The sequence below is a fragment of the Pseudomonas sp. B7 genome (genome assembly GCF_016735645.1).
Lineage (GTDB): Bacteria > Pseudomonadota > Gammaproteobacteria > Pseudomonadales > Pseudomonadaceae > Aquipseudomonas > Aquipseudomonas glycinae.
In genome coordinates, this window is sequence record NZ_JAERRE010000005.1 from 79,563 (window position 1) to 104,009 (window position 24,447).

33 protein-coding genes and 1 pseudogene are annotated in these 24,447 nt (G+C 58.3%); 11 read left to right on the top strand and 23 right to left on the bottom strand.

Features of this window, described 5'->3' with window-relative positions; genetic code table 11:
• Positions 1-2: 2 nt before the first annotated feature.
• Positions 3-458 (top strand): winged helix-turn-helix transcriptional regulator, encoded by a 456-nt coding sequence (locus tag JKA62_RS13380; protein WP_041475235.1) that lies wholly within the window; start codon positions 3-5, stop codon positions 456-458.
• 48 nt (positions 459-506) lie between these two features.
• On the opposite strand, the gene JKA62_RS13385 is transcribed toward JKA62_RS13380, so the two are convergent.
• The 5 genes and pseudogenes from JKA62_RS13385 to JKA62_RS13405 form a co-directional block, all read right to left on the bottom strand.
• On the bottom strand, positions 507-1,424 hold the full coding sequence (locus JKA62_RS13385) for a bifunctional helix-turn-helix transcriptional regulator/GNAT family N-acetyltransferase (RefSeq protein WP_011333831.1): 918 nt from the start codon (positions 1,422-1,424) through the stop codon (positions 507-509).
• A 57-nt stretch (positions 1,425-1,481) separates the two neighbouring features.
• Complete coding sequence (locus tag JKA62_RS13390; RefSeq protein WP_201818166.1) at positions 1,482-2,174, bottom strand: phytanoyl-CoA dioxygenase family protein; 693 nt, start codon at positions 2,172-2,174, stop codon at positions 1,482-1,484.
• A gap of 434 nt (positions 2,175-2,608) precedes the next feature.
• A complete protein-coding gene (locus JKA62_RS13395) occupies positions 2,609-2,932 on the bottom strand; it encodes a gamma-glutamylcyclotransferase family protein (RefSeq protein ID WP_041475236.1) in 324 nt (107 codons plus the stop codon).
• Positions 2,933-2,999: 67 nt separating this feature from the next.
• Positions 3,000-3,125 (bottom strand): annotated as a pseudogene (locus tag JKA62_RS13400) (dienelactone hydrolase); the annotation flags it as partial.
• A 69-nt stretch (positions 3,126-3,194) separates the two neighbouring features.
• On the bottom strand, positions 3,195-3,626 hold the full coding sequence (locus JKA62_RS13405) for a bleomycin resistance protein (RefSeq protein ID WP_201818169.1): 432 nt from the start codon (positions 3,624-3,626) through the stop codon (positions 3,195-3,197).
• Between the two features lie 208 nt (positions 3,627-3,834).
• Here JKA62_RS13405 and JKA62_RS13410 point away from each other — a divergent pair, with 208 nt between their 5' ends.
• Positions 3,835-4,281 (top strand): anti-virulence regulator CigR family protein, encoded by a 447-nt coding sequence (locus tag JKA62_RS13410; RefSeq protein ID WP_011333836.1) that lies wholly within the window; start codon positions 3,835-3,837, stop codon positions 4,279-4,281.
• 33 nt (positions 4,282-4,314) lie between these two features.
• On the opposite strand, the gene JKA62_RS13415 is transcribed toward JKA62_RS13410, so the two are convergent.
• Complete coding sequence (locus JKA62_RS13415) at positions 4,315-4,695, bottom strand: hypothetical protein (RefSeq protein WP_330932817.1); 381 nt, start codon at positions 4,693-4,695, stop codon at positions 4,315-4,317.
• Positions 4,696-4,720: 25 nt separating this feature from the next.
• Between JKA62_RS13415 and JKA62_RS13420 the strand changes: the two genes are divergently transcribed.
• From JKA62_RS13420 to JKA62_RS13430, 3 genes are read left to right on the top strand one after another with little or no spacing between them, the layout of a single operon-like run.
• Entirely contained in the window at positions 4,721-5,023 is a 303-nt protein-coding gene (locus JKA62_RS13420) for a DUF7660 family protein (protein WP_201818174.1), read from the top strand.
• Entirely contained in the window at positions 5,016-5,246 is a 231-nt protein-coding gene (locus JKA62_RS13425; RefSeq protein ID WP_201818177.1) for a hypothetical protein, read from the top strand. Before JKA62_RS13420 ends, JKA62_RS13425 begins: the two co-directional genes overlap by 8 nt.
• Before the next feature lie 14 nt (positions 5,247-5,260).
• A complete protein-coding gene (locus tag JKA62_RS13430) occupies positions 5,261-6,001 on the top strand; it encodes a DUF695 domain-containing protein (protein ID WP_201818179.1) in 741 nt (246 codons plus the stop codon).
• Between the two features lie 56 nt (positions 6,002-6,057).
• Here the strand turns inward: JKA62_RS13430 and JKA62_RS13435 are convergent, their stop codons facing one another.
• Both JKA62_RS13435 and JKA62_RS13440 read right to left on the bottom strand, forming a co-directional pair.
• The gene (locus JKA62_RS13435) at positions 6,058-6,396 is read right to left on the bottom strand and encodes a hypothetical protein (protein ID WP_201818181.1); all 339 of its coding nucleotides are present in this window, start codon (positions 6,394-6,396) and stop codon (positions 6,058-6,060) included.
• A gap of 165 nt (positions 6,397-6,561) precedes the next feature.
• Positions 6,562-7,470 (bottom strand): alpha/beta fold hydrolase, encoded by a 909-nt coding sequence (locus tag JKA62_RS13440; RefSeq protein WP_201818184.1) that lies wholly within the window; start codon positions 7,468-7,470, stop codon positions 6,562-6,564.
• A gap of 177 nt (positions 7,471-7,647) precedes the next feature.
• Here JKA62_RS13440 and JKA62_RS13445 point away from each other — a divergent pair, with 177 nt between their 5' ends.
• Positions 7,648-7,905, top strand: a complete 258-nt coding sequence (locus tag JKA62_RS13445) for a DUF2790 domain-containing protein (protein WP_011333841.1) — start codon at positions 7,648-7,650, stop codon at positions 7,903-7,905.
• A 45-nt stretch (positions 7,906-7,950) separates the two neighbouring features.
• Here JKA62_RS13445 and JKA62_RS13450 read toward each other — a convergent pair whose 3' ends face one another.
• The 5 genes from JKA62_RS13450 to JKA62_RS13470 form a co-directional block, all read right to left on the bottom strand.
• The gene (locus tag JKA62_RS13450; protein ID WP_201818186.1) at positions 7,951-8,886 is read right to left on the bottom strand and encodes a LysR family transcriptional regulator; all 936 of its coding nucleotides are present in this window, start codon (positions 8,884-8,886) and stop codon (positions 7,951-7,953) included.
• Positions 8,887-8,958: 72 nt separating this feature from the next.
• Complete coding sequence (locus JKA62_RS13455; protein ID WP_201818188.1) at positions 8,959-9,909, bottom strand: aldo/keto reductase; 951 nt, start codon at positions 9,907-9,909, stop codon at positions 8,959-8,961.
• A 22-nt stretch (positions 9,910-9,931) separates the two neighbouring features.
• Positions 9,932-11,350 carry an efflux transporter outer membrane subunit gene (locus tag JKA62_RS13460; RefSeq protein ID WP_201818190.1) on the bottom strand — a complete coding sequence of 473 codons (1,419 nt, stop codon included), beginning with the start codon at positions 11,348-11,350 and terminating at the stop codon, positions 9,932-9,934.
• 18 nt (positions 11,351-11,368) lie between these two features.
• On the bottom strand, positions 11,369-12,835 hold the full coding sequence (locus tag JKA62_RS13465) for a DHA2 family efflux MFS transporter permease subunit (RefSeq protein ID WP_201818192.1): 1,467 nt from the start codon (positions 12,833-12,835) through the stop codon (positions 11,369-11,371).
• Positions 12,835-13,959 (bottom strand): HlyD family secretion protein, encoded by a 1,125-nt coding sequence (locus tag JKA62_RS13470; protein WP_201818195.1) that lies wholly within the window; start codon positions 13,957-13,959, stop codon positions 12,835-12,837. Before JKA62_RS13470 ends, JKA62_RS13465 begins: the two co-directional genes overlap by 1 nt.
• A gap of 228 nt (positions 13,960-14,187) precedes the next feature.
• Between JKA62_RS13470 and JKA62_RS13475 the strand changes: the two genes are divergently transcribed.
• Positions 14,188-14,811: a TetR/AcrR family transcriptional regulator gene (locus JKA62_RS13475; RefSeq protein WP_085747415.1), complete on the top strand. Its 624-nt coding sequence runs from the start codon at positions 14,188-14,190 to the stop codon at positions 14,809-14,811.
• Positions 14,808-15,320: a G/U mismatch-specific DNA glycosylase gene (gene mug / locus JKA62_RS13480; RefSeq protein ID WP_201818198.1), complete on the top strand. Its 513-nt coding sequence runs from the start codon at positions 14,808-14,810 to the stop codon at positions 15,318-15,320. The genes JKA62_RS13475 and mug overlap by 4 nt, the downstream gene beginning before the upstream one ends.
• On the opposite strand, the gene JKA62_RS13485 is transcribed toward mug, so the two are convergent.
• Positions 15,293-15,925, bottom strand: a complete 633-nt coding sequence (locus tag JKA62_RS13485) for a TetR family transcriptional regulator (protein ID WP_201818200.1) — start codon at positions 15,923-15,925, stop codon at positions 15,293-15,295. The genes mug and JKA62_RS13485 overlap by 28 nt on opposite strands.
• A gap of 112 nt (positions 15,926-16,037) precedes the next feature.
• Here JKA62_RS13485 and JKA62_RS13490 point away from each other — a divergent pair, with 112 nt between their 5' ends.
• The 3 genes from JKA62_RS13490 (at position 16,038) to JKA62_RS13500 (ending at position 17,491) form a co-directional block, all read left to right on the top strand.
• Positions 16,038-16,694: an O-methyltransferase gene (locus JKA62_RS13490; RefSeq protein ID WP_201818202.1), complete on the top strand. Its 657-nt coding sequence runs from the start codon at positions 16,038-16,040 to the stop codon at positions 16,692-16,694.
• 109 nt (positions 16,695-16,803) lie between these two features.
• A complete protein-coding gene (locus JKA62_RS13495; RefSeq protein WP_201818203.1) occupies positions 16,804-17,259 on the top strand; it encodes a GNAT family N-acetyltransferase in 456 nt (151 codons plus the stop codon).
• Positions 17,260-17,293: 34 nt separating this feature from the next.
• Complete coding sequence (locus tag JKA62_RS13500) at positions 17,294-17,491, top strand: hypothetical protein (RefSeq protein ID WP_201818204.1); 198 nt, start codon at positions 17,294-17,296, stop codon at positions 17,489-17,491.
• Between the two features lie 305 nt (positions 17,492-17,796).
• Here JKA62_RS13500 and yfcF read toward each other — a convergent pair whose 3' ends face one another.
• The 9 genes from yfcF to JKA62_RS13545 form a co-directional block, all read right to left on the bottom strand.
• Entirely contained in the window at positions 17,797-18,429 is a 633-nt protein-coding gene (gene yfcF / locus JKA62_RS13505; RefSeq protein ID WP_201818205.1) for a glutathione transferase, read from the bottom strand.
• Positions 18,430-18,593: 164 nt separating this feature from the next.
• The gene (locus tag JKA62_RS13510; RefSeq protein WP_201818207.1) at positions 18,594-18,887 is read right to left on the bottom strand and encodes a hypothetical protein; all 294 of its coding nucleotides are present in this window, start codon (positions 18,885-18,887) and stop codon (positions 18,594-18,596) included.
• Positions 18,888-18,994: 107 nt separating this feature from the next.
• Positions 18,995-19,396 carry a GFA family protein gene (locus JKA62_RS13515; protein ID WP_201818209.1) on the bottom strand — a complete coding sequence of 134 codons (402 nt, stop codon included), beginning with the start codon at positions 19,394-19,396 and terminating at the stop codon, positions 18,995-18,997.
• 73 nt (positions 19,397-19,469) lie between these two features.
• Positions 19,470-19,829: a c-type cytochrome gene (locus JKA62_RS13520; protein WP_201818393.1), complete on the bottom strand. Its 360-nt coding sequence runs from the start codon at positions 19,827-19,829 to the stop codon at positions 19,470-19,472.
• 143 nt (positions 19,830-19,972) lie between these two features.
• Positions 19,973-20,902, bottom strand: a complete 930-nt coding sequence (locus JKA62_RS13525) for a LysR family transcriptional regulator (protein WP_201818211.1) — start codon at positions 20,900-20,902, stop codon at positions 19,973-19,975.
• A gap of 37 nt (positions 20,903-20,939) precedes the next feature.
• Positions 20,940-21,914, bottom strand: a complete 975-nt coding sequence (locus JKA62_RS13530) for a quinone oxidoreductase family protein (RefSeq protein ID WP_201818213.1) — start codon at positions 21,912-21,914, stop codon at positions 20,940-20,942.
• Positions 21,915-22,210: 296 nt separating this feature from the next.
• Entirely contained in the window at positions 22,211-22,570 is a 360-nt protein-coding gene (locus tag JKA62_RS13535; protein WP_108561607.1) for a DUF6124 family protein, read from the bottom strand.
• 543 nt (positions 22,571-23,113) lie between these two features.
• Complete coding sequence (locus JKA62_RS13540) at positions 23,114-23,332, bottom strand: hypothetical protein (protein ID WP_201818215.1); 219 nt, start codon at positions 23,330-23,332, stop codon at positions 23,114-23,116.
• A 131-nt stretch (positions 23,333-23,463) separates the two neighbouring features.
• Positions 23,464-24,375: a hypothetical protein gene (locus JKA62_RS13545; protein ID WP_201818217.1), complete on the bottom strand. Its 912-nt coding sequence runs from the start codon at positions 24,373-24,375 to the stop codon at positions 23,464-23,466.
• Between the last annotated feature and the right edge of the window lie 72 nt (positions 24,376-24,447).

Here is a 24,447-nt window from a genome sequence, read left to right on the forward strand (position 1 = left end):
AAATGACCGACCAAGAGACTCTTGGCCAGGCAGAGAGGATCTGCCAGACGCTCAGAGACGATGATGATGGCGTCCGGCGAGAAGTCCTCACGCATGCCGGCAGTCGCTGGTCGTTGGGCATCCTGCACGCGCTGGGTGTGTACGGCACGATGCGCCATGCCGAGATCAAGCGACAGATGAGGGGCGTGACTCAGCGCATGTTGACCAAGACGCTGCGCTCACTGGAGCGTGATGGTCTTCTGATTCGACGGGAGTTCGGTGAAGTTCCGCCACGTGTCGAATACGAGCTGACGCCACTGGGCATGGGACTTTTGGTCCGTATGTCGCCTGTGTGGACGTGGGTGGTCGAAAACGTCGACGACATTCGCAAGGCACGTCGTGCTTTCGACAGTCAGGTTGACCAAAAACCTTCATGGCAAGTCCCTACGCCCATGGCGGTCGATTCAGAGGTGCCTTAGGACGCTATTGTCCTGCCTGACTACGACGACTCACCGCGAGCATAAACCTCACAACTCGATCGCCCATGTCTGACTCACCAGCTCTTTGCCGAAGCTGTGAATCGGCTCTTCCTCGACCAACTCAAACCCCGCCCGCTGATACAACCGGCGGGCATCCACCAGATTGCTGGTGGTCCACAAAATCATCTTCTTGTAACCGACATCCCGGGCAAAACGCAGACATTCTTCGACCAGCCGATTGCCGATCCCCAGGCCCCGCGCGCTGGCATCCACGTAGAGCATGCGCAGTTTCGCGGTGGTTTCGTCGTGGCGGATGACGAATACCGAACCCACCACCTTGCCGTCCTTTTCCGCGATCCAGCAGCGCTCGCCGCTGGGGTCGAATTCGCGCAGGTACTTGGCAACAACCTCTGCCACCAGCGCTTCGAACTCTGAATTCCAGCCGTATTCACGGCTGTAGATTGCGGTCTGTTGATGCACCACCAGGCCCATGTCACCGGGCTGCGGATCGCGCAACAGATAGGTCGTCGACTGGCCGCCCTCGAGTAGCGTCTGTATTTGCTTCATCGAGGCGATCAGTTGCAGTTGCTGCGGTTCAGACAGGCGTTCGAGCAGGGTGATGACTTCTTGTCGCGAGGCCTGTTCCAGCGGGGCGAGAGTTTCGCGGCCGAGGTCGGTGATGTGCAATTGACTGGCGCGGGCGTCGGTGGCGGAGGGGACTTTCTGGATCAGGCCCTTTTTGTCGAAACCGCTGATGAGGCGACTCATGTAGCCCGCGTCGAGGCCGAGCATCTGGCGCAGGTCGGCGCTGGTGAGGTCACCGCCGGACGCGAGTTCGTAGAGGATGCGCAGCTCGGTCAGCGAGTAATCGCTTTGCAGCAGATGCTCCTGCAACACGCCGATCTGGTGAGTATAGAAGCGGTTGAATTGCCGAACGATGTCGGCGCGGTCGGTGATTGTGGACATTACGGTATGCTCATATATTTGCCTTAGGCAACTATATAGTTGCCTAAGGCAATCAAGTCAAATGAATGATTCCACGATCCCGAACGCAAAGTCTCCCGGATCGAACCGCTCGGTCGTGTCCATTTTTATGTTTCTGAGGCTCACCGTTTCCAGATGCGTTGAGTAGAGCGATTCGGAAAACCAGGTAATCAACAGGGTTCGTCGGGCTGCACCGCTGGAGTTCAAGCTGCCGGCGTGGATCAGGTCGGCATCGAAGATCAGGATGTCGCCCGCGCTGCCCGTCAGCTGCACGGATCGGGACTCGTCAGTGAAATCGAATGGGGGCTCGCTCAGAGCAGGGCGATGGCTGCCGGGAACAATGCGGGTTGCACCGTTTTCCGGGCCGTAATCGTCGAGGTACACCAGCGCGTTGACGGTGTCGCCGGGGCGTTGCGCCGACAAGTCGCGGTGCAGTTGTTGGTGGCCGCCATTGATGAGCGGTTCGCGGCCCTCGACCTGAGAGAGGAAGAAGCGTTCGCCGATCAACTCGCCCACCACCGCCAGCAATTGTGGCAATCGGCATACGCGCTGAATGTTCGGATCAGTGTCCAGCTGCGAATGGCGCCAATCGATGCCGCGGGGCACGGGCCATTCGTTTGAGGGTTTGATGCCGGTATCGAATGCGATACGAAGGGCGGCCAGCCACATGGTCGGAACTGCTCCAAAGAGCAGTGTGTAGCCTTTGCTATGGAGTAGTTCGCGGCTCGTCATGGCTTCGTCAGTCTCCCTTTGTACAATCAGGGCGAGTATTGCCGATCGTGATCAAGCCAACGCGAACCTCGGTATCGCTGCCGTAACCCCAAGACAATCGGTCTCCGTAACTCACCAGATCGTAGATCTCGCTTTCGCCAAGTAGCTGATCATCGCGATTGTCGTACAAACGGAAAAACGCGGGAGATTCCCAGCGGACGAACCATTGAGTTTCGAAGGGGGCGTCTGGAGGCGCCTGCGGGTGAAGGAAGTTGGGCAGTAACCAGAAAGGTCTGAAAGTTTGCACCCTGAAGCAGCCATCGGGGCTGATATGAGCTGCGTAGTCAGGCTTCGCCAACGCCTTCTCCCACCACTCGGAAGCACCCCATAGCCCAACACAAAACACTAGCCCGGCCAGGAAGATTTTCATCCGTCGAGAAAAGGCCGAAGGCCGACTATTTGAGCGCGTAGACATAGGCATCCATCGTCGTTCCGTTATCCAGCTTCACCTTGGTCAACACCCGCTGATACTCAGCCCCTTCAAACTCATCCAGTGCCGCCCAGTGTTCGTGGAAACTCTCGGAAGCGAACACGTAGCCTTCGATCACATCGCCATCCTCGGCAATCACCAGACCGGGAAAACCCATCGCCGCGCCCCATCCGGCCTGCGACAGACGCCCCTTCAGCGAAGCGGCCTGCCACGTGCCGCCGATTTTCGGCATCACATGCTCATTCGGTCGGCCAGGGCCCAGGGTTCCATAAACGAAAAGACGTTCCACGATTGCTGCTGCCAGTCAAAAAAGGGAGGGATCCTGACGGATGAACGATACGCAGGCAAGACCGCGATCAGTTCTGCGCCGACCGGCTAATTAACGCAACCACCTGTTGCTGGATCACCTCACGGGAACGAGCGCCGCCGTCCGCACAGATGATGCCGTCGCCGGGCGAGTCCTCTTCGAGCAGGGGAATGGCCGGCGACTGCAATTCGCCCCTTCGAAACCGTGCCAAATTGCCGTTTTTCATTGTTTTTATCGTCCTTGATCAAATCGGGCAAACGGGACGTTCGCCCAGACGTTCTACCAGTCTTACGAGATAGTCGTCCGGATCCTGAACGAGAAATTCACGCTGGCCGACTTCGACATCATCAGCGCGATACCAGGTGTCTTTGCAGGTTTTATAGAGTGAGACCTGAGCGGTGCCCAGTCTTTCGATGATGGGGGCAACCGCCTCAACGTCAATCTGCAGATTGACGCCTCTTCCGAAGGGCTTGCTCAGTTCCGCCGTCAGCCATTGGCCTGCATCCGGATCAACCTGTTCGAGCATGACTTGAGCGCCATTCAGGTCGAGGTAGGCAAAGCCCTCTTCCGGGCGTTGATAAGCGATGTTGAAGCCCAGGCAGGAGACCCAAAACGCGAGGCTGGCCTGCAGATCCGTGACCATCAGTTCTGGAACCAGTTTGTTCCGTTCGAACATGGGGTGAATTCCTTTTCGTTGAAGTCGGGGCGGCGGTGCCAGACTTCTTTCCCGCGATAATACGAGTCGGGCGCATGGTAAGCGCGAATCGGGGAGCACCGAAAGCTGCACGCATCGAGAATAGTCACAAACCGCGATGACAGGGCCATCTCTCCATGCCTGTAAAAAACTGACTAGAATCCACACACACTCTTTCAAGGAACGACCCATGTCCGGTTTACGCACGTTGATTGCGACCACGACCTGTATTGCGCTGTTGAGCACTTCGGTGTCCGCGCTGGCCGATCCTGGCAACGGAAAGGGGCAGGGCAAAGGCAACCCGCATAACAGCCAGGATCATGGCAATCAGGGGAAAAAAGGCGGGGGCGGTTATCAGGGGCACGGCCCGAGTATCGATCGCGGCGGGGTGATCGGGATTGTGGACGGCTATCGTGGCTACTGGACCCCGGGCCCGGCGTTGCCGCCCGGCATCCAGAAGAACCTGGCGCGGGGTAAACCGCTGCCGCCCGGTATTGCGAAGAAACTCGATGGTCGACTGGTCGGCAGGCTGCCGCACTACGACGGCTACGAATGGCAGCAGGTCGGCACCGATCTGATCCTGGTCGCGCTCGCTACCGGGCTGATTTATGAAGTGCTCAATGGCGCCTTCGATTGAGTCATCAGCGCAGCGGGCGACTCGATGAACTGATCATTTGAAGGCGCTGCGCAGTTCCTCAATCACCTCTTCAACAGAGCGTCCCTGGATCACCGGCGGTTTGGGGTTCTCGGCAAATTCTCGCCAAACGAACAGCGTCAGTTCTGCACCATCGGTTGATGGCAAAGGATTCTCGACGTAGGCAAAAGATTCGAGCAGGCGAAAGCGGGAGTCTTTCCAGAACAGGTCTTCGACCCAGGCATAGACCGGTATGAAATGGAAATGGAGGGGAAGACCGGGTTCATGACCGAAGCGGCCGATATAAAGGCGCTTGGGCTTCAGATGGCGCTCAATGATTTGCTGAGTTCTTGCGAGCAGCCCTCCGTCCGACGGTGAGTTGACCGTTCGCGTTCCCCTGTCGCAGCATGCATTCACTCAAAACGCCTTACCCGGAAAACCTATGCACACGCCTGTAGATCTTGATGAATTGTTAGCGCTTGTCAGAGATGAGCAGTCGTTCATTCGATTTGTCGAGGCGCTGGGGGCTGATTTTGCCAGTGAACGTTTGTTGGAACATAACGCTCCCTCATCAATAGATCGATCAGATAGCCAGGAATGGGAAAACGGAACGGTTAATGCGTTTCTCGATGCGGCAGCTGCATGGGCGCATGCCAGCAACCGATCTCCTTTGGACGATAATGCCCAATCGAATATATGGCAGCGCTGTGCAGCGATTCTGTTCGCTGGAAAGTTTTATGAGTGACAGTTGTATTGTCGCGCACAGAGGTGACAGGTTCTTCTCCCCCGACAAAAGATCCGTCCTCTTTAAGCCGGTTCTCCGATCTTCAGAAAAAGCTCGCGATGACGACAACTGTTACGTCCCTGAAGAAGCTTTACACCTGCCGATCTATTTTCAGGAGGACATCACGGACGCAATAAAAATTGAAGCCAGCGGGGCTGGTTTGCAGCCGCAGGTCAAGGTTTAAAGGAAAAGCTATTCATGGTCATTGATAAAACCGGGCGCTCTCTGATGAGGTCCGGTTTTGGCGTAATGCACGCCACAAACCGCTTCCGCTTGCTGGCGATAGTCAGCGTAGTCGTTGCTGGCTGCTCCAGCTCCAAGTCGCCGCCTCCGGTCGAGCGTGACGCGTGCCTGGCGGCTGGTCCGGCCAAAAGTGTTGATTACGATAATTGTGTAGCGAATCGAGAACGCAGAAGCAGGGCGGCGCTCGAAGCGCTTCTCGACGACAAATTCGTTTATCCCCCACAGCAGCAAATTGTCGAGGCCTCTGAAAGCAAGTATCAGCCATCCGATTTTCCAGAGTCCCCCGCACCCATGATCTACAAGGGGCTGGACTCGATATCGCTGACTGAGAAACGAGCGTTGTCTTTCAAAATCAGGATCGTCTGGAAGTACACATCGACAGGCGTGATACCGGAGCGTCGGGACGCCATCCGCATGGCTGATATGGAGAAGTTGATAGTGCCGGCGGTAGAGGAGAAGGGACTGGCGAAGTGGGTCTGCACGGTGACGGGTGGACACCAGCGGGAGTGGATTTTCTATACGCAAAACGATGAAGCGTTTACCGCCAGGACGCGGTCGGCGCTCTCGCAGGGCGGGCCATACCCTATCGAGTTGAGTGCACGCCGGGATGTGGTGTTGAGTACCGGTTCGCAGCCTGCTGACAACCTGGCGGAGGTGATTCGCATCAAAGGACAGGGCGATACCCTTCAGACATGAAAAAGCCCGGCGGATAAGGCCGGGCTTTTGTCGAGTGCTGCGGTAAAACCCCGCATTCAGACGTTACGACGTTCGATCAGACGGTCAGAACCACCTTCGGCAACCGCATCGCTGAACAGCGGATCGGTTTCAGTCGCGGCTACGGCATCGCTGAACAGCGGATCGGTTTCAGTCGCGGCTACGGCATCGCTGAACAGTGGATCGGTTTCGGTCGCGGCTACGGCATCGCTGAACAGTGGATCGGTTTCGGTCGCGGCTACGGCGTCACTGAACAGTGGATCAGTCTGAGTCGCAGAGGCAACTGCATCGCTGAACAGTGGGTCAGTCTCGGTCGCCGCAAAAGCATTCAGGGCGAAGAGTGAGAAAGCGATACCGAGGATAGTTTGGCGTTTCATGGTTCTGTACTCCGTGTGCAGTGGGTTGGTATGGAGCAGATCCTACGCTTTGGATTCGATATGAGAACTTCATTGAATTAATGGTTGTTATTGATGTAGTCAATGATTGAGCTCGGTGGCCTGAGATGCGCTGAACGGCACCGATGACAACAACCTGCTTGTCAGTCACTGCGCAATAAACCTGCGAATCGCTTGAGTGGTTTCCACTGGCGCTTCCTCCATCAGCCAATGCCCCGCGTCGGCGATCACCAATTCGGTGACGTGGTCGGCGGCATTGCGCATCACCATGGCTTCGTTGTTGCCGAAGGACTTCTCGCCGCCCACCGCCAGTACCGGCATTTTCAGTTTGGTTTTCATCGACGTTTCGTTGTCCACCGCGTCTTGGCGAATCGCACGGAACTGGGCGAACGCCGCGTGCATGGCGCCGGGGCGGGCGTAGAGTTTGGCGTAGTGCTGGCGGGTGGCCTCGTCGACTTTTTTCGGGTCGCCGGCGAACTCGTTCCAGAAGCGGTCGAGGTAGATGCGCTCACGCCCGGCCACCAGCCGTTCTGCATCCGGCCCGCCGAAATCGAAATGCCAGAGCATCGGCGAGCGGACGATTTCGTTCCAGGGCGGGATCCCCGGAACGGGCGCGTCCATCACCACCAGGCGATCGGTCTGCTGCGGATACCGCGAGGCGTAGGCGAAGGCGACCATGGTGCCGATGTCGTGGCCGACCACCACCGAATGCTCGATGCCCAGCGAAGCCAGCACCGCGCGGATATCACCGGCCTGGGTCTTCTTGTCGTAGCCATCGGCCGGGATCGACGACAGGCCCATGCCCCGCAAATCAGGCACCACCACGGTGTGATCCTTCGCCAGATCCGCCGCCAGCGGCGCCCACATATCACCGGTGTCGCCGAAACCGTGCAACAGCACCACCGCCGGGCCTTTTCCGCCGATGCGCGTGTGGATTTTCGCACCGTCGACGGCGATGTCCTGAGTGCGGAACGAGGCGGGGAAGGGCGTCACGTCCGCATGGGCCGGAACACTCATGACCAGCAGCAGGGAAGCGGTGAGCAGGGCGCGGATCATGGCGTTCACTCCAGAGGGGGTGGCTGGAGCGTAGTCGGCTTTGATGTTTCAGACAGTATTCATACGAAATCCGGCAACAGTGTTTGTTCAGCTGGCCGATTTTTCAGCACTACCCGAACCCTTAGCATCGTCTCCAATCCGTGAACAAACACGGTCCTCAACGAGACGGTGAACATCATGAATCTCAAGAAAATCGCGCTGGTTTTAATGCTTGGCAGTTTCGGTGCGCACGCTTACGCCGATAACGCGGACGCGGCGAACATCCCGGTCGAGACCTACAGTTCTTCGACCAATCTGGACATCGAACACGTCATCTCCATCACCGAACCGGCCAACGAATGCGCCCCGGTGCCGGTGCAGATGACCTACGAAGATTCCCATGGCGAGCGCCACGTTCTGCAATATCAAGTGATGGGCACTGGCTGTTCCAGTTGAGTCGGGCGCAGGGGATGGAGGGTCGACACTCCATGTCTGCGGTACTCAAACCGCTTTCTTTCCAACGATGTCTTCATCCGATGCCAGCAATTGCGGGATCGACTGCTTCAGAAACTCCACCCAGGTCTTGATCTTCGCATCGACGAACTTGCGCGACGGATAGATCGCGAACAGGTTCAACTCCTCCAGCCGGTACTCCGGCAACACCCGCACCAAAGTTCCCGCCCTCAAACCATCCACGGCCGAAGCAATCGGCTGAATACCGATGCCCATGCCTTTTCTGATCGCGATGGTCATGCCGTCGGCGGTGTTGATGTGGAAGGGTGATACGGGAATGCTGATGGTTTCCATGCCTTCGGGCCCTTCGAATGTCCAGTTTTCCACCGGCATCACCGTGTTGACGATGCGCAGACACTCGTGTTCGCAAAGCTCGCCCGGTGTTTGCGGCAGACCGCGTTTGACCACGTAGGCGGGCGAGGCGCAAAGAATGCTGTAGGTGATGCCCAAACGTTGCGCGACGAAGCCGGAATCCGGCAGGTCGCGGGCCAGCACGATGGACATGTCGAAGCCTTCTTCGAGCAGGTCGGGGACGCGGTTGGTCAGGGTCAGATCGAACATCACCGTGGGGTGAATGTCGCGATAGCGGGCGATGGCGTCGATCACGTAGTGGTTGCCGATGGCCGACATGGTGTGAATCTTCAAGCGGCCGACGGGCAGGGTCTGGGCGGTGCCGGCTTCTTCGTCGGCTTCGCGCACGTCATCGAGGATTTTTTCGCAGCGTTCCAGATAGCGCACACCGGCTTCGGTCAGGGCCAGACGGCGGGTGGTGCGATTGATCAGCCGCGTGTGCAGACGTGCTTCGAGAGCAGAGATCGCTTTGGAGACGTTGGTGGTATTGGTGTCCAGCAGCTCGGCGGCGGCGGTGAAGCTGCCACTTTGGGCGACGGCGATGAAGAAGCGCATGCTTTGGAAGACGTCCATCGGTGTCGTCTCAACAGTCAGGTGGAAAGAGTATAGGGGCGACCTCACAGGAGGCCGCCCCTTTGCCATGTGTCACTTTTTACGGGGGATGAAACCAGGTACGCCGGTCTCGACCACCGAGTTGAAGCGGATTCGCGTCGTGATCTCTTCCTTGATCTCGCGCATCGCCCGGTGCGGCAACGTCGCGATATCGAAGTTTTCCTGAATCCGGCTCGGATTGGCCGAGGTCGTCAGGAACGCCGTCCCACGCTGCACCGCCCAGGCCAAGGCCACTTGCGCCGGGGTTTTCTGTACGTGCCGGGCGATTCCGGTGAGTACGGAGTCCTCGAGCACATTCGGCTCCATGCCATGACCCAATGGGGCGAAGGCGAGCAGGATGATGCCGTGTTCCTTGCAGAATTCCAGCATCTCCCACTCCGGCAGGTACGGATGGGATTCGATCTGCACCACCGCCGGTTTGATCCGTGCGGCGGCGACGATGTCCTTCAGTGCACCGAGGGTGATGTCGGAAAGGCCGATGGACCTGCAGCGTCCTTCATCCACCAGCGCTTCGAGCGCTCGCCAGGTGTCGATCAAACGGGTTTCGCCATCGTAGATAACGTGGCCGAACACATCCCGCGGGTCCTGATCGTCGCCGTGCTGGAAGGCGAATGGCGTGTGGATCAGGTAGCTGTCGAGATAGTCGACTTGCAGCCGCTGACAACTGGCTTCGAACGCCGGTTTTACTCGCTCGGGGCGATGGTTGGTGTTCCACAGTTTGCTGGTGACGAACACGTCTTCGCGGCGGATGTTGCCCGCCGAAAACACCTGCGCAAAAGCCTCGCCAATCTGCGCTTCATTGCGATAGCGCTCGGCGCAGTCGAAGTGGCGAAAGCCCACTTCCAGCGCGCACTTGACCGCATCGGTGGTGGTGCTCAAGTCGCGAAACAACGTGCCGAATCCCACGGCCGGCATCGAGCCTGCGCCGTTGTTCAGCGGTAGGCGGGTGTTGCGAAGTTCATCGTGAAAGGCTTCGTAGGTCATGTCGTGTCTCCGGTATCTGCCGTTAAAGAAGGGATGAGGTTTTGCGGGTGGCGAGCTTCTGGTCGAGCACACCCACCGAGTTGCCGCCGAGCGCCACGAACAGGCGCACCGAGTCGAGATAACGCGCGGTCTTCACCTGAATCTGCCCGAGCAGCGCCTGTTGGTAGGCGCGTTCGGCTTCCAGCACCTGCAACAGACTGGTTTCGCCCTGGGCGTAGGCCTGGCGATTGAGACGCTGGCTGGTGTCGGCTGCTTGCAAGGCGTCGTCCTGCGCCAGGTTTTGCTCTGCGCCGTGGTTGAGCGCCTGCAAGGTGTCCGCGACCTGGCCGAAGGACTGAATCACCGTCTGTTGATAGCGGGCGAGTGACGCGTTGTAGCCTTCGACGGCGCCTTCGCGTTCAGCCTTCAAGGTGCCGCCATTGAAGATCGGCGCCGTCAGGCCGGCGGCAAATCCCCAGAGTGCGGCGCCGCCATTGCCCGACGCGGCTTGCATCAGCGAGGCCGACAGCTCGACATGCGGGTAAAGATTGGCGGTCGCGACACCCACCGCCGCGCTGGCGATGTGCAGTTCGGATTCAGCCTGGAGAATGTCCGGGCGGGTACGGGCCATTTCCGAAGGCAGGCTGACCGGGATGTTTGACGGCAGGGCGAATTCGTCGAGGCTGAAGTCCGGCGCAATCCAGTCCGCCGGGCCCTTGCCGGCCAGAATCGACAATGCGTGACGCGCTGCATCGCGCTGCTGGGCGAGGGGTGGCAGCAGCGTGCGATCTTGGGCGAGCCGGGTTTCGGCCAGCGAGATATCGATTTGTGTGGTGCTGCCGCTCGCCTGGGCCCGGCGCACCAGATCGAGGTTTTTCGCGTCGTTGGCCAACAGGGTTTCCACGGCCTGGATCTGCGCGTTGGCCGAGGCCAGCAGCAATGCCTGGCTGGCGACGTCGCCGGTCAAAGTCAGCCAGGCTGCTTCGTAGCGATGCTTTTGCAGATCGGTCAGCGCTTGTTGTTGCTCGACCGCGCGTTTGTTGCCACCAAAAACATCCAGATCGAACGCGACCCGTGGCCCGATCCCGTAGAAATTGGAGACCACCGGCTCTGGCCCATTGTGGGTGCGCTGGCGCCCGGCAGAAGCAGCGAAATCAACCTGCGGATACAACACGCCTTCCGCCGCCGCGACTGAAGCGGCGGCCTGACGAAGGGTGGCGTCAGCGGCGGCCAGTTCGAGGTTGCCGTCGATGGCGCGGCGCACAACCTGATCGAGTTTTGGTGAACGGAACGCCGACCACCAATCGCCGTTGAGCCGCCGGCCCATCGCAAAATGCTGTTCGGCTGCTTGATCGTAATGCTGCGACGGGCTCTCGGCAGGCCGCTGAAAATCAGGGCCGACGGTGCAGGCGGACAACATCACCAGCATCGCCAGCGGGGTGAAGCGCATAGAAGCTTTCATGGTTCAGACTCCACGTCATCAGTTGGCCGCAACAGGTTTGCGCAGGAACATCACCAGCGGACTCACCACGAGCATCGCCAGCATCAGAATCTTGAATTGGCCCATCACCGCGACGAACGCCGCCTGGTGGGTGACCAGATGGTTGAGGCCTTCGAGCGCCGGCAAGGAGGTCGGCAGGGCCACGCGATAAGGCGTCAGCTGACTAACCAGCGCCGAGTGCATCGCCTGGGTGTTGTTGAAGAAAAAAATCTGCACCACGGCCACGCCGAGGGTGCTGCCGTAAACCCGCATCAGGTTGAAGAAACCGGTGGCTTCCGGGCGCAGTTTCGGGTCGATGGTGCTGAACGCGGTCTTGCTCAGCGCCGGCACCAAGACGCCCAGACCGACGCCCTGGATAAACCCGGTGACGGCCACGGGCGTCCAGTCCATCAGCGGCGAGTACCCGAGCATCAGCCAGTTGGCATACACCACCAGCGCGATGCCGGCGGCAACAAACAGCCGAGCGTCGATCCATGCTGGCGCGCGCATCATCAGCAAAAATGCGCCTACCAGTCCGATGCCGCGCGGGACGGTCAGCAACCCGGTGGTGTCCGGCGGATAGCCGAGGATTTCATCGAGCATCGGCGAGGTCAGGGCCATGGTCGACAGCAACACAAATCCCAGGGCGAAGAACATCACCGTCGACAACATGAAGTTGCGGTCGCCGAACAAGCCCTTGCTGAGAAAGTGGGTCTTGCGGGTTAGCGCATGGACGACGAACAGGTACAGGCCGAGGGCGCTGGCCAGCGCTTCGATCCAGATTTCCGGCGAGTCGAACCAGTCCAGCCGTTCGCCGCGATCGAGCAACATCTGCAGGCTGATCATGCCGACCGTGAAACTGGCGAAACCGAAGAAATCGAACGTCGGACGCGGGTCTGCTTTCTTCTCGACGAGCAGCAATGTCACCACCATCAGGATGTACGCAGTCAGCGGCAGGCTGAGGTAGAACATCGGGCGCCAGTCGAAGTACTCGCAGATCAAGCCGCCGATGCTCGGGCCACTGACGATGCCGAACAGCACCAGCGCCGTCCATTTCGGACCGAACGCGGGGCGCTTTGCTGCTGGCAACGTCTCCAGGGCGATGGCCATCGACAACGGCGCAATCACGCCGCTGGCCAGACCTTGCAGGAGGCGTGCGCCGATGAATTCCAGCGGTGTGCCGGCCAGCGTGCCGAGCCACAGACCGAGGGCGAACAGCACCAGTGCTGTCTGGTAAACCCGCTTCAACCCAAAGCGTCCGGCGAGCCATTGCGCGACCGGCATCGTGATCGCGCTCGCGGCCAGATAAGAGGTGAAAATCCATCCGGCCTGATCGTCGGTCATCGACAGACTGCCCTGAATCAACCGCAGCGCGGCGTTCGGCAACGGCAGGTTGGCCGACTGCATATAGGTGGCGAGCAGGGCGACAAACCGCAGTGCCCGCGCATCGGCTGCTGAGCTGTTCATCACGAATTACCCGCAGACAACAACGATTTGAGCGGCTGCCACCAGGGCGAGCGATGCCCGGTGTCGACTTTGACCGTGGCGCTGGTACCGGAAAACAGCGGCAGGGCAGGGTCGCTATCGTCCAGTTCCAGACGCACCGGCACTCGCTGCACCACCTTCACCCAGTTGCCGGTGGCGTTCTCCGGCGGCAACAGCGCGAAGTCGGCACCGGCGCCGGGGCTCATGCTGATCACGTGTGCCTTGAACGGGCGATCCGGGTAGGTATCGAGGGTGACTGTCGCGGTCTGACCGGGGCGCATGTGCGTCAACTGGGTCTCGCGAAAGTTGGCCTCGACCCAGATTTCCCGGTCGGAAATCAGCGCAAACGCCGGTGCGCCGTTGTTGACGTAGTTGCCCACCTGCAAATCATCGACCCTGGCGACGATGCCGTCGTCCGGCGCCGTCACCGTGGCGTAAGACAGATACAGCAGCGCTTCATCGAGCTGAGCCTTGGCCTCGCGCACGGTCGGGTGATTGTCTAGGGCGATGTCCGGGTTACCGTTCAACGCGACGACGGTGTTGGCAATCTGTTGCTCGATGGACGCGATGCGTTGGCGCGAGACTTTCAGGTCAGTTTCGGCGCGCTCGAAAAGCGCCTTCGACACGAACTCGGTGGCGATCAAGGCTTTCTTGCGGGCGAACTCCTTCTGGTCATATTCCGCCGAGGCTTTCGCCGATTGCAGCTCGGCTTGCTGCTGGCGATAACTGGCCTTGAGCCCGTCGATGCGCAGGCGCGCGTTGGCCAGTTGCGCTTCGGCCCGGTCGACGGCGATTTGCAATGGCTTGGGATCGATGCGAAACAGCACCTGGCCTTTGCGTACTGGCTGGTTGTCGTCGACCGCGATCTCGACCACTTGCCCGGAAATCCGTGCGTTGATCGAGGCCTTGGCCACGCGGGCATAGGCGTTGTCGGTGGAAACGAAGGGCTCGTTGGCGACGTACTGGCCGTAGCCAATCGCGGCGAAAAGCGCGGGGACGCCCCACATGAAGACCGGGCGCAGTCTCTGCTTGAGCGGCATTTTCGGCGGCGCGTCGACGGGGTGCGCGCGGGCTTGTCCTGCGGTGAGATCGAATTGCTGAGTCATGAACGGCTCTCCAAAAGGCTGGGCGCCTGGACGGCATTGAATGCGTGAGTCATCAAATCCATTCGCGGTGGGGGAGGATCACTCCGTACCGCTGTTTTCGTCGCCGCGGGACCCGGTTCGAGCGCTGTTACAACAAACCTGCCGATCAAGGAATTTCTGATTCCTTAATTTTGTGCGATGGTGTAAGAATATGAGCGACTTCATTTCCCCGCAAGGAATTTGTACGACATGGCACAAAATAAACCGACAGAAGGAAAAGGCCGTGGCCGTCCACGGGCCTATGACCCGCAAACCGCGCTGCAACAGGCGCTTGGCGTGTTCTGGAACACCGGCTATTCCGGCGCGTCACTGGACAGCATCGCCAGCGCCGCCGGCATGAACCGCCCCAGTCTGTACGCCGCGTTCGGAGACAAACACGCGCTCTACATCAAGGCTCTCGACCAATACTGGGCCACCGCCCACGCCGCCATGCAGGCCGCGCTGAACGACAGCAGCCTGACCCTGGAACAAGCCCTGACCGGTTTCTACGAAGGGCAACTGGCGATCTATTTTTCCGGCGACGGCCAGCCACGCGGCTGCTTCGCCATCGGCACCGCGACCACCGAAGCGGTCGAGGACCCGGAAATCCGCAACGTGCTGTCCCAGCGCTTGAGCCAGCTCGATGCCGATCTCGAAGCTCGTCTGCAACGGGCGATCGAGTCCGGCGAACTGAACGGTGATGTGGACGCAGCCGCGCGGGCCATGCTCGCGTCATCGCTGCTGCACAGCATCTCGATCCGCGCCCGCGCCGGTAAATCCCGCGAAGAACTGGCCGGGCAGGCGCGCGATGCGGTGAAGGTGATCTGCGGTTGAACGGGCTTGAGGACATCCTCACGCAAGGCCTGTCCGTGGTGTTCTGCGGAATCAATCCGGGTTTGTTGGCGGCAGAGCAGGGCCATCACTTCGCCGGACGCAGCAACCGCTTCTGGCGCACGCTGCATCTGGCCGGCTTCACGCCCCACGAGTTACGCCCGGAAGAAGACTGCTCGATCCTGCAATTCCACTGCGGCCTGACCGCCGTGGTCGAGCGTCCGACGGCGAGTGCGGATCAACTGTTGGCGGAGGAATTCACCGCAGCCGCCGCCAGCTTCGAACGCAAGATCGCTCGTTACGCGGCGCGCTTCGTGGCGTTCCTCGGTAAGGCGGCGTATGCCGGGTTATCCGGCAAGAAGTCGATTGAGTGGGGGCTGCAAGAGGAGACGTTCGGCGGCGCTAAAGTCTGGATTCTGCCCAACCCCAGCGGCCGTAACCTGGCGTTTAATCAAGCGCAACTGGTGACGGCGTATCAGCAGCTTCAGCGGGCGTCGAGCGCCACCACATAAGCACTGAACATGTCCGCCATCCCCTCGGCTCGATCCGTAATTCCCGCGTCGGTGCGCGGGCTGAGTGAAAATTCCTTCCCCACCGAACTGAGCGTGGCCAGGATCAGATCGCAGGCCTGCGTGCGAACGATTTCGCTGGCCCCGGGCAACAACTCCACCATGAACGTCGCAAAGATCCGCTTGCCTGCCGCCCGTACTTCATGAGCCTCCGGCGCATCGCGATAAAGCGGCGCCGCATCACTCAACGCGCCGCGCATCTGCGCTTCTTCGCACTCCGAACGAATGAACGCGTGCACCAGCGTGCGCAGGCGTTCCAACGGCGGTTGCTGATGATTTTCCAGAATCCGCTGCAGCATCCCGGTGGTCTGCAACCACTCATCACTCTGCAAGCGAAACAGAATCGCCGCCTTGTTGGGAAAGTACTGATACAGCGAGCCGACACTCACGCCAGCCTTCTCCGCGACCCGCGCCGTGGTGAAACGCGCCGCGCCTTCCTTGGCCAAAACCTGAATAGCCGCCTGCAGAATCGCCGCCACCAGCTCGGCGGAGCGTGCCTGCTGCGGCTGTTTGCGTGAGGAAATACGGGCGGTCTGGCGATCGGTCATGGCTAGCTCGGGCGTCGGGTTGGAATGCGAATAGCGAACAGGGCCATTCGCTTGCATCATTTAAATGCGACGAATCATTCGCATATTAGCTCTCAACCCACGGAAAACCATCATGACAACCCTGACCACCGAACCGCTGGCGACCCTGATCGAACGCCTCTACGCCCAGGCCAGCGCCGCCACCAGCCCGGCGCTGAACAACGTATCCGGCGAAGAACGCGAACGCCTGATGCACAGCAAAACCGAATACCGCGAACTCTACGCCATGCTCAAAGACCTGTGGCTGCCCGTCTCCCGCGACACCGGCAAACTGCTGTACATGCTGGCGCGCAGCACAAAGGCCAAAGCCATCGTCGAATTCGGCACCTCGTTTGGCCTGTCGACCCTACACCTGGCGGCAGCGCTGCGGGACAACGGTGGCGGAGTGCTGATCGGCAGCGAGTTTGAACCGTCGAAGATCGAACTAGCTCGGCGTCATTTTGTTGAGGGCGGGGTTAGTGATCTGATTGAGATTCGGGAAGGGGATGCGCTTGTGACGCTGGCTCGCGACCTGCCACCGACTGTGGATTTACTTCTGCTCGATGGTGCGAAAGCGCTGTATGGCGACGTGCTGAAACTGGTTGAAAAACACCTGCGGCCGGGTGCGCTGGTGGTGGCGGATAACACCGATTATTGCCCGGAGTATCTGGCGCATGTGCGTTCGCCGGGGAACGGTTACGTGAGCGTGCCGTTTGCGGATGATATTGAGGTGTCGATGCGGTTGGGGTGAAAGCCGTTGCTGTCCACGCTTCAAAAAGCAGGGGACTGATCCACGGATTAATGGATCACTCCCCATTTTTCGCTACGATCAAGTGAAGACGCGCAAGGAGCGGCCCTTGATGGATTACCTGATTCGAAACGCTACGAATGCAGATGCGCCAGCGATCAGTCGAACGATCCTCAGTGCTTTGCGCGAGTCGAACGTTCAGGACTACTCCGCCGAAATCATCGAGCAAGTGGCGCAAAGCTTTTCTCCCCCGTCGATTCTTCATCTGTTGACTGAGCGTCAAGTCCTGGTGGCTACAGCCTGCAGTCATATCGTTGCAACCGCGAGTCTGGATCACGACATTGTCCGAAGTGTGTTTGTCGACCCGCGCTATCAAGGAAAGGGTATCGGAAGACAGCTGATGGAGAGGCTTCAATCACTTGCCATCAATGCAGGTCTGGAACGGCTGCGTGTGCCTTCTTCAATTACCGCAGAGGGCTTCTATGCTTCGCTTGGGTTTGAAAAGGTTCGAGACGAGTTTCACGGGGCTGAGCGCACGGTCATCATGGCGAAGGCATTGGAGCTGTAGCGCTCCAGAGTGCAGAGCGGCATGAGGCCAAAGAATGGATTACATCCTCGATATCTTGCTCAACCGCTTGGCTCATCGAATCGGGGTCTGCGTGCTTGGCTTGCTGAGTGGCGGTCGATTCAAGGGGGAAAGTGGTTTTACCTGGGGCTGGTCGGTCGCCGTCGGTCGGCTGGTGCTGATTGCACCGTTCGTGGCATTCATTGCTTTGCTCATCCAGTCTCGCGGCGGGTAAAAGCCGCTGATCATGAGGCGCCGCGTACGCTTTGCGCCGTCATCGTCAGACGTGGGGCAGATCTATCATCACGCTTCGGATTCATAGATCTGCCCCCCGCTTTTTTAAAACAAAAACGCCCAAGGGTTTGGCACGTCCTGGATGATTAGGACGGCTTACTGCCTTGGGCGGGATGTGGGTGACGGGAAAAGGATACGGCTTGAGGGGCGAGCCCTGAAAGCCGGCGTTTTCTGGTGAATTTGTAGGCACTTGCTCAAGGGGGTGTAGGCTCGAGTAGCAACAGAAAAGCAAAGAAAATGCTGCCGTTACAGTCGAGGTCGTTCCAGCTTGATCCACTCTTGTACCGTCGGGCGCTGCCATTGGCGTTGAGCGTAATTCTCCAGTTGAGCCGGCACCGTGTCCCCGTTGAGTATCAATCGGTTCAGCATCAACGCGAGATCAACGTCGGCGATCGACCATTCACCAAAAAGGTAGTCCGGATTGTCGGTAAGCAGCCATTGAGCGACATCAATCAACTTTTGCTTGGCAGCCTCAGCCGACGCTGACAACGGTCCGTATTTCTGACCATAGAACACGACAAGGGTAGAGCGCTCCTGTCGGATCGGGAGTAAATCACTGCGCAGCCACGCCTGAACTTGCCTCGCTGCCGCGCGTTTCTGTGGGTGCCGTGGGTAAACAGCTGTCTGGGGGAACACATCTTCCAGGTATTCCGTGATCGCCGATGACTCCGACAACGCAAAGTCGCCATGCACGAGGGTGGGGACCCTCTGAGTCAGCGAAAGACGGGCGTAATCGCTGGCCTGGTTCTCCAGTTTGTCCAGGTCCAGGGTGCTCATTTCGAACTCGATTCCCTTTTCTCGAAGGGCCACAAAGCACGACATTGCGTAGGGACTGGTGAATTGAGCATCGACGTAAAGGCGCAGGCTTGAGTCATTCATAGCGTCATCTCCATATGCAGAATGGACGACGCTAAAAGATTGGGCGCCTTAAATAAAATTCATGTTTTTTATGGGGGCATTCCTGTCAGGAATGCAGTACCACAGGAATGGGGACGGATCTATTTTTTCACCACCGGATAAATAGATCTGTCCCCATTTTTGATTCATTTTCGACGTACGTCGCGTACAGCTCGTTGATTTGATTTGTACAAGCCTTTGGTCTTTCCATCCAGCGATGAGCAGCGAACGGCAAAACCAAGGTCCAGGACCTTATGAACCATTGTCGCTTCATCAACTTCCTCGCCGGCCTCCAGCGTGTTTCCGTTAGCCCCCCCACGAGAAATTCGATAGGCGACAATTCCGGTACTCCTGCGCTTCATTTGCACTGGAAACAGTTCGGTGCCGTTGTTAAGAACAAAGCTGAACGCGCGTGAAAAACGATCCTGATCCGCAGCCATAGATGACAATCCTTGGAGATGGGTAAAGCAAACTGTAGTTGATCTATGTGCGCGCAGAGGGGGAGTCATTAGTTTGTAGATTCAACCGAGCTTTCGATTCATCGCCGTCATTGAGATTGCGGCCACAGATCCCGAATCTCATACCAGCACGCCTTGGACGCGACCTCGACATGGCGCTGTTTTTCGGCCGTAAAATCCGTGTCCAAAGTCCCCAGTGCAATGGAAACCCAATCGGCATGATCGCCATTGCTTTTCGACCAGAACAACGACGAGCCGCATTGGCTGCAAAACTTTCGAAGTACTGATTCAGAAGAGCGGTAAGCCGTCATGTGATCCGCACCCTGGATGAGGTGCAAATCCTTGCATGGCACGCTGCCATAACTGGCAAACGCAGCCCCATGGCTTTTGCGGCACTGACTGCAATGGCAGTGCGAAAACGCTTTGGGTCGCGAGGTAATTTCGTATTTGATGGCGCGGCAGAGACAACTGCCTTGGAACGTATCGGTCATGGTGGATGCAGCCTGATTGTGAAAATGAGGCAGACCCATTATCCCGTCACCAGATAACAGAGCTGCCTCATTCTTATTTGTTCGTTTGGGAAATCACACCGCTCATATATTGATGCAAGTCGCGAAAGTCGTTAACGCTCCAGGCGTGCGGGGGGATCTTCACGCCATTCTCCCGCAAGGTCTTTGGAATCAAATCCCCGTTGGGACGAAGAATCACCGAGGACACGATAACGCCCGGGTAATCACTCAGTCGCTTTTTGAAGGCAGCGGTGGTCAGGTCAGGTGTCGGCGGATTGCTTTTCCTGGCCAACGGCCCGGTGCCCTTGATGTCGGCTCCGTGGCACACGGCGCATCGCTGGGAGTAGAGGGCTTTTCCATTGGCAGTATCGGCGAGGGATAGCGCCGTTTGGGTGAGGGCAAAGAAGCCTGACATGGCGATGAGGAATGTTTTGAATCTCAGGCGTCCCGGTATGGACACGCCCGCGCAAAAAGCCCCTGTCCTATAAATCCGCATTTTTCCTCCATGAATGCACGTCGATTCCGAGGCCGGCACGATATCCCATCGCGGCTGGTAAATCAGCGGGGCAGAGTCATCCAAGGCGCACCCTCGGCAAAAGCGCCCTCGATCCACTCCTTGAACGCCGTAGTGGTCGCCGTGTTGAACCGGGCCGAAGGCCGCACCAGATAAACCCCCGTGTCCGCATCCAGTTGCCACTCGGGCAGCACCCGCACCAGGCGCCCCTCGCGCAGGTCTTTGGTCATCAGCCAGTCGCCGCCGGCCAAAATCCCCACGCCCATGCGCGCGGCACACAGCTGCGCTTGGTTGTCATTGCTGACCAGTCGGCTGCGGATTTTCAGAGTGTGTTTCTCGTCGCCTCGGGTCAGCCGCCATTCGGGATACGAATGCAACCCGGTAAACCCCAGGCAATGATGGCCGGCAAGATCTGCCGGCGTTTTCGGTTCGCCGTGTTGTTGAAGGTAGGAGGGCGCGGCACACAGGATTCGACGGTGATCGCAGAGCTTTTTCGCCACCAGCCGATTGTCCGCCAGCTCGCCAATGCGGATCGCTGCGTCGAAACCTTCGGCGACGATATCGACAAAGCGCTCGGCATATTCAACTTCCAGCGCCACGTTCGGATGGGCCAGGGCGAACGCCGAAACGATATCCCCCAGCCACAGCCGACCCATGGCGGCCGGCAGGGCGATGCGCAAACGCCCGCGAACTTCGGCGGCACCCTCGCGCGCATCCTGCTCCGCTTCGGCGATCAGGCTGACCGCATGCCCGAACCGCGCCACCAGCCGTTGCCCCTCATCGGTGAAACGCAATTGCCGGGTGGTGCGCTCGATCAGCCGCACCCCCAGCCGCGACTCCAGCGCGCTGAGCCGTTTCGACAGCACCGAGGGATGGCGCTGCAACGTCCGGCCCGCCGCCGCAAACGAGCCGTGCTCGGCCAGGGCCAGCAGGGTGGCGACTTCATCGGCCTGACGGCTATCGAACAGATCCATGCAACGACAACCCTCGTGGATGACCCGAAAAAAAGACTCAAGGCACCAGCACAACCGCCCCCGGCAAACCGCCCCGGTGCAGATCGGCATGGGCCCGGGCGGCGTCCGCCAGCGGATAACGACGCCCGACATTGGGCCGGATGATACCGGCGTCAATCGCTTGCAACACGTCCTTTGCACGCTGCTGGTATTCCTCCGGCGTGGCGGTGTGGGCGGCGAGGGACGGTCGGGTCAGGAACAGCGAACCCTTGGCGTTCAGAGTGCTGATCTCGACCGGCGCCGGCGCCCCCGACGCCATGCCGAACGACACCAGCAACCCGCGCGGACGCAGGCAATTCAACGACGCCTCGAAAGACACCCGGCCAATCGGGTCGTACACCACATCCACTTTCTTGCCCTGGGTGAGGTCGGCCACCGCGTCGGCCAGCGTCGCCGCATCGAACACCAACACCTCATCACAACCCGCCAACCGCGCCCGCTCGACACTCTCGGCGCCGGACACCACACCAATCACCAACGCCCCCAAATGCTTCGCCCACGGCACCATGATCTGCCCCAGCGCACCGGCCGCGCCGTAGATCAGCACCGTCGAACCCGGCCCGACCGGGTAAGTGGACTTGAGCAAATACTGCGCGGTGATGCCCTTGAACAGCACAGCCGCCGCGTCCTCGAAACTCAAGCTGTCGGGGATCTTCACCAGCCGATTGGCCGGGTAGAGGCGGGCGCTGGCATAGGCGCCAATAGGGCCCGTGGCATAAGCAACCCGGTCGCCGACGGCCACGTTCGTCACATCGGCCCCCACCGCCACAACCCGCCCGGCACCCTCAAGCCCCAACCCGGAAGGCAACGCCAACGGTGCGGCACCGGAACGTTGGCTCAAATCGAGCGGGTTGACGCCAATGGCGAACTGCTCAAGCCAGACCTCGCCGGGGCCGGGTGTTTGCGCGGTGGATGGCTCAAGCTGAATGACTTGAGGCTCACCGGTTTGATGGATGACGGCGCTGGTGACCATGTTGAACGCTCCCTTACGTTGATCGTGGGGAGAGTCTAAAGGCCTGCGTTTGGAGCACTAGTTGGGTTGATTGCAGTTCATATGTGCATTTGATGCAGTAATTGGATCAAGGCTCCGTGGTTCGATTTACTGAAACGCAAACAGCCCGGGCCGACGCCCTTCGTCGTTAACGAGGGTGTCGGCCCGGGCTGTTTTGCATTCCATAACCTCTTGAGCCTCACTTTTTCCTGCAACGGGAGACTCAATAAGTCGCGCTGTAGAAGCCGCCACGAACGGCTCCTACAGCCATCGCCGACTTACGCGACCTCGACGTGATCCAGCGCCTGATTCACCGCCAGCTCGGCAATCATCACTATCTGCGCAATACCGATCGCCGTCTTGCGATGCGACGGATCGAGCGTGGCCGCGAAATTACTCAGCATCTCACTGGCCGCACCGAGGTTTTCGCTGGCATTGGCCAGCAGGCATTCAGTGTTGAATTTCGGATTGGCCAGGTACATCCGCTCGGGCTCGTTCAAGGACGACATGATCCCGGCGGCGGGGAACAGGTAGTGATCCAGCGCGCGCTCGGCGGCGTCGTGGAGTTTTTTGGAGTTGGGGGATTCGTAGGGGGAGGTGGGGTCGGTTTCGGGTGGGTTGGGTGTTGGCTTGATCATGGTGAAACTCCTTGTGTCGTCATCAGGAGCCATCACCCACACGCTACCAAACGTTGGGTGGTGGCCATACGCAGGTTGGTAGACCGGGACACAAGGAGACCGGCGCGCCCGAAGACGCCCTGTGCATGGCCACCATTAAGCCGAGGCGATTGACCGCCGCGATGGTGTGCTCTGCATCTTGTGTTTATCTCGGGCTACCAAACCCGATCACTGTTTTTCAGTGACCCGGAAACGATAAAACCCGCGCTGTAGACACACAAGCCGGCGGATTCTGGCGTAGTCGTAGGCAATGACGCAAGGCGTTGTAGCCTCGGGGAAGTTACGGCGGGTTGCTTTAAACGGAGCTGTTTAAGCTCTCAAAGGCGAGGCCATATTTCTTGAGAAACAGTCCCGTCCCTTATCGGCTGAATAGAGAAAAGGGCGAAGTTATCCGGATGTCGGAGAAGGCGGGGCCGTGCGAGTAGTTCGCAGCAGAGAGAAGCGCTTGGCACGGAACCAAGCGCTCAGGGTAGGGCGGGGCACTCAAGGCTCCACCCTGATGTTTCAGTTTTTGCTGGCGTTCAGCTTGCGCAGTTCTTCGTAGGTCGCCGACTGGACGAACCAGAAGCCGGAAATGATGCACCAGCACAGGGTGCCGGCCACGAAGATACCCAGCGCCGGCAAGAACCCAGTGGTGAAAATCGCGACGATAGCGACCAGCCAGATGAATGCCAGGGAGAGATAGAGGACGGTGTTGTTGACGCTGATGACGAAGTCTTTCACGGGGCATATTCCTTGCGGGATGTAGAAAAATTCCCCCTCTCCGGGGGGAGGCGCGGGAATGCTATCACAATGCCTTCATGGACCAAAAGAATGGCCTCATCTTCTGAAAATAAATCCGTCCGCTATTTTTCCTACTCACCTTTGGTCGGTGGTTTATCGTTTAATAGTGCTGATTTTAGTGACTCAAGAACGCTAAATGCTGTGCTAGGTGTGTATTCAGCAGAAATGTAAGGAAAATACGAACCGTCAGATCGCATTAGAAGGATTGCTAATTTTCCTTTATTGGCGATAACGTTGAACTCTAAGTTTGAGAATGAATTAAGATCTTGAATGTAGTTTGAGATGCTTTCTCTCATGATGCTGTCGAGTTCTGAAGTGCTAATTGTTTTGAATAGGCTTTTATTGGAAAGTATGTGGTCTATATTTGTTTCCGTACTTTTTAAAGGAGGTTTGTCTAATTGTTGCTTGGCGGTCTCTGCTTCTGCTGGGGTTTCAGTCGGCGAGGTAGTGCTACTAATGTCGCCAGAAGCGTTCTTGTCTACTGTTTCAAGAGGTTCTTCAAGTTTAATTATTTTTTGTTGAAGTTCAGAGATTAATTCCTTCAATCTTGAGTTCTCGGAGGTTTTTGAATCTATTTCGGACTCGTATTTCAATTGGTTTTCAAGGGCCTCTCTTCGAATCTTTCTCGCTTGCTCTTTTGAGAGTGGACTTTCGTCGTCAATGGATTGTTGTATTTCTTTTAAGCGTCTTTGATTCGTTTTTACATGTCTGTATATGAATTCTGCAGGTATTGGGTATATGAAAATCAGAAATAGACTCGTAAGTAGTGGTAGTAGCGCGCCGTAAGTTATTTTACTGCTTAAGGTTGGGAATATGTTTAGCTCGATGTAGGTTAATTTTTCATGTGCGGAGATGCTAGAAAGGATTACTAAAAGAAATTTATAATTCCAGCCGCACCATGAAAAAATGAAAGAGCTTAGCAGAGGGCTGCTAACTCTTTCATAAAGCTGGGCTTTTATAGTTGTGGTGAATTCATCGAGCAATGTTCAGGCTCCTCTTTTGTATCAGTGCGACTGTCGCTTAGCGTGGTTAATGATAACTGAATTTTAGTGGGT

Bases quoted from the DNA above. Each gene is read 5' to 3' on its own strand.
- JKA62_RS13410 (WP_011333836.1), top strand. From the start codon at position 3,835: ATGTCCGGTTTACGCACGTTGATTGCGACCACGACCTGTATTGCGCTG.
- JKA62_RS13445 (WP_011333841.1), top strand. From the start codon at position 7,648: ATGAATCTCAAGAAAATCGCGCTGGTTTTAATGCTTGGCAGTTTCGGT.
- JKA62_RS13440 (WP_201818184.1), bottom strand. From the start codon at position 7,470: ATGATCCGCGCCCTGCTCACCGCTTCCCTGCTGCTGGTCATGAGTGTT.
- JKA62_RS13525 (WP_201818211.1), bottom strand. From the start codon at position 20,902: ATGGATCTGTTCGATAGCCGTCAGGCCGATGAAGTCGCCACCCTGCTG.
- JKA62_RS13535 (WP_108561607.1), bottom strand. From the start codon at position 22,570: ATGATCAAGCCAACACCCAACCCACCCGAAACCGACCCCACCTCCCCC.
- JKA62_RS13385 (WP_011333831.1), bottom strand. From the start codon at position 1,424: ATGTCCACAATCACCGACCGCGCCGACATCGTTCGGCAATTCAACCGC.
- JKA62_RS13465 (WP_201818192.1), bottom strand. From the start codon at position 12,835: ATGAACAGCTCAGCAGCCGATGCGCGGGCACTGCGGTTTGTCGCCCTG.
- JKA62_RS13475 (WP_085747415.1), top strand. From the start codon at position 14,188: ATGGCACAAAATAAACCGACAGAAGGAAAAGGCCGTGGCCGTCCACGG.
- JKA62_RS13425 (WP_201818177.1), top strand. From the start codon at position 5,016: ATGAGTGACAGTTGTATTGTCGCGCACAGAGGTGACAGGTTCTTCTCC.
- JKA62_RS13450 (WP_201818186.1), bottom strand. From the start codon at position 8,886: ATGGACGTCTTCCAAAGCATGCGCTTCTTCATCGCCGTCGCCCAAAGT.
- yfcF (WP_201818205.1), bottom strand. From the start codon at position 18,429: ATGAATGACTCAAGCCTGCGCCTTTACGTCGATGCTCAATTCACCAGT.
- JKA62_RS13485 (WP_201818200.1), bottom strand. From the start codon at position 15,925: ATGACCGATCGCCAGACCGCCCGTATTTCCTCACGCAAACAGCCGCAG.
- JKA62_RS13435 (WP_201818181.1), bottom strand. From the start codon at position 6,396: ATGAAACGCCAAACTATCCTCGGTATCGCTTTCTCACTCTTCGCCCTG.
- JKA62_RS13405 (WP_201818169.1), bottom strand. From the start codon at position 3,626: ATGTTCGAACGGAACAAACTGGTTCCAGAACTGATGGTCACGGATCTG.
- JKA62_RS13490 (WP_201818202.1), top strand. From the start codon at position 16,038: ATGACAACCCTGACCACCGAACCGCTGGCGACCCTGATCGAACGCCTC.
- JKA62_RS13455 (WP_201818188.1), bottom strand. From the start codon at position 9,909: ATGACCTACGAAGCCTTTCACGATGAACTTCGCAACACCCGCCTACCG.
- JKA62_RS13530 (WP_201818213.1), bottom strand. From the start codon at position 21,914: ATGGTCACCAGCGCCGTCATCCATCAAACCGGTGAGCCTCAAGTCATT.
- JKA62_RS13380 (WP_041475235.1), top strand. From the start codon at position 3: ATGACCGACCAAGAGACTCTTGGCCAGGCAGAGAGGATCTGCCAGACG.
- JKA62_RS13495 (WP_201818203.1), top strand. From the start codon at position 16,804: ATGGATTACCTGATTCGAAACGCTACGAATGCAGATGCGCCAGCGATC.
- JKA62_RS13520 (WP_201818393.1), bottom strand. From the start codon at position 19,829: ATGTCAGGCTTCTTTGCCCTCACCCAAACGGCGCTATCCCTCGCCGAT.
- JKA62_RS13500 (WP_201818204.1), top strand. From the start codon at position 17,294: ATGGATTACATCCTCGATATCTTGCTCAACCGCTTGGCTCATCGAATC.
- JKA62_RS13460 (WP_201818190.1), bottom strand. From the start codon at position 11,350: ATGAAAGCTTCTATGCGCTTCACCCCGCTGGCGATGCTGGTGATGTTG.
- JKA62_RS13430 (WP_201818179.1), top strand. From the start codon at position 5,261: ATGGTCATTGATAAAACCGGGCGCTCTCTGATGAGGTCCGGTTTTGGC.
- JKA62_RS13515 (WP_201818209.1), bottom strand. From the start codon at position 19,396: ATGACCGATACGTTCCAAGGCAGTTGTCTCTGCCGCGCCATCAAATAC.
- JKA62_RS13470 (WP_201818195.1), bottom strand. From the start codon at position 13,959: ATGACTCAGCAATTCGATCTCACCGCAGGACAAGCCCGCGCGCACCCC.
- JKA62_RS13420 (WP_201818174.1), top strand. From the start codon at position 4,721: ATGCACACGCCTGTAGATCTTGATGAATTGTTAGCGCTTGTCAGAGAT.
- JKA62_RS13510 (WP_201818207.1), bottom strand. From the start codon at position 18,887: ATGGCTGCGGATCAGGATCGTTTTTCACGCGCGTTCAGCTTTGTTCTT.
- JKA62_RS13390 (WP_201818166.1), bottom strand. From the start codon at position 2,174: ATGACGAGCCGCGAACTACTCCATAGCAAAGGCTACACACTGCTCTTT.